This window comes from Inquilinus limosus MP06 (genome assembly GCF_000767795.1).
Taxonomy (GTDB): domain Bacteria; phylum Pseudomonadota; class Alphaproteobacteria; order DSM-16000; family Inquilinaceae; genus Inquilinus; species Inquilinus limosus_E.
Map to the genome: position 1 here is coordinate 1 of NZ_JANX01000841.1, position 1,910 is coordinate 1,910.

At 72.9% G+C, this 1,910-nt stretch carries 1 protein-coding gene; it reads left to right on the forward strand.

Going from position 1 to position 1,910, the window contains the following annotated elements:
- A partial coding sequence (locus P409_RS33035) for a xanthine dehydrogenase family protein molybdopterin-binding subunit (protein ID WP_034848678.1) occupies positions 1-1,910 on the forward strand: 1,910 nt, incomplete at both ends.

A 1,910-nucleotide genomic window follows, 5' to 3' on the forward strand; every position in this document is an offset into this window, starting at 1 on the left:
ACCTGCGGGTCGAGGACGGGCTGATCGGCACCGAGAGCGGCAACCACCGCCTGGCCTATGGCGAGCTGCTGGCCGGCGAGCGCATCCGGCTGGAGCTGGACGAAGGCCATCCGGTCAAGCCGGTCTCGGCGTACCGCATCGTCGGCCGGCCGCAGCCGCGGGTCGACATCCCGGCCAAGGTCGCCGGGCAGGCCGTCTTCGTGCATGACCTGCGGGTCGACGGCATGGTCCATGGCCGGGTGGTGCGGCCGCCCTATGCCGGGGTCGATCACGGCCCCTTCGTCGGCACCAGCCTGGTGGCGGTGGACGAGGGCTCGGTCGCGCATCTGCCGGGCTTCATCGCCGTGGTCGCGATCGGCGACTTCGTCGGCGTGGTGGCGGAGCGGGAGGAGCAGGCGATCGCCGCCGCCGAGGCGCTGCGGGTCGAATGGAAGCCGGTGCCGACCCTGCCGGATCTCGACGATCTTGCGATGGCGCTACGGGCGAATCCATCGATCGCAAGGCGGGTCGAGGACCGGGGCGATGTCGAGGCGGCCCTGGCCGGGTCGGCGACACGGCTGACCCGCCGCTATGTCTGGCCCTACCAGATGCATGGCTCTATCGGCCCGTCCTGCGCCGTCGCCGATATCGGCCCGGGCCACGCCAGGGTCTGGGCCGGCACCCAGAACCCGCATCCGCTGCGCGCCGATATCGCCCGGCTGCTCGACCTGCCGGAGGCGGCGGTCGACCTGGTGCGGATGGAGGCGGCCGGCTGCTACGGCCGCAACTGCGCCGACGACGTGGCCGCCGATGCGGCGCTGCTGTCCCGTGCCGTCGGCCGGCCGGTCAGGGTGCAGTTGACCCGCGAGCAGGAGCATCTGTGGGAGCCGAAGGGCACGGCCCAGCTGATGGAGGTCGATGGCGGGCTCGACGCCGCCGGCGACGCCATCGCCTATGACTACCAGTCGCGCTACCCGTCGAACGGCGCCCCGACCCTGGCGCTGCTGCTGACCGGCAAGGTCCCGCCGGTGCCGCAGGTGGTCGAGATGGGCGATCGCACCTCGATCCCGCCCTATGACTATGCCAACCGCCGCGTCACCATCCACGACATGCCGCCGATCGTCCGCGCCTCCTGGCTGCGCGGCGTCTCGGCCCTGCCCAACACCTTCGCGCATGAGAGCTGGATCGACGAGGCGGCGGCCGCGGTGCAGGTCGACCCGGTCGAATACCGGCTGCGCTACCTGCGCGACCCGCGGGCGCGCGACCTGGTCGAGCAGACGGCGGCCGAGGCCGGCTGGGTACCGCGCACCCGCTGGGGGACGGAGGGCGGCGAGGGCGACATTCTGCGCGGTCGCGGCTTCGCCTATGCCCTCTATGTCCACAGCAAGTTCCCGGGCTACGGCGCCGCCTGGTCGGCCTGGGTCGCGGATGTCGAGGTCAACCGTGCCACCGGCGAGGTCGCGGTCACCCGCATCGTCAACGGCCACGATGCCGGGCTGATGATCAACCCGGCCGGGGTGCAGCACCAGGTCCACGGCAACATCGTCCAGTCGATCAGCCGGGCGACGCGGGAGGAAGTGCGGTTCGAGGCCGGGCTGCCCGCGGTGCGGGACTGGGGCGGCTATCCGATCGTGGGCTTTCCGGACGTGCCGCCGATCCACACGCTGATGGTCGAACGGCCGGACCAGCCGCCGCTGGGCGCCGGCGAATCCGCCTCCGTCCCCAGCGCCGCCGCCATCGCCAACGCCATCTACGACGCCTGCGGCATCCGCTTCCGCGAGCCGCCCTTCACGCCGGAGAAGGTGAAGGACGCTCTGGCGCGTGAGGGCATGCTGGCCCCGCCGGCGGATCAGCCCATGCCGCCGCCTGCCGCCATCGCCGCGCCGCCGGCCGCCCGCCGCGGCGGGCGAGGCTGGAAGGCCTGGCTGCTC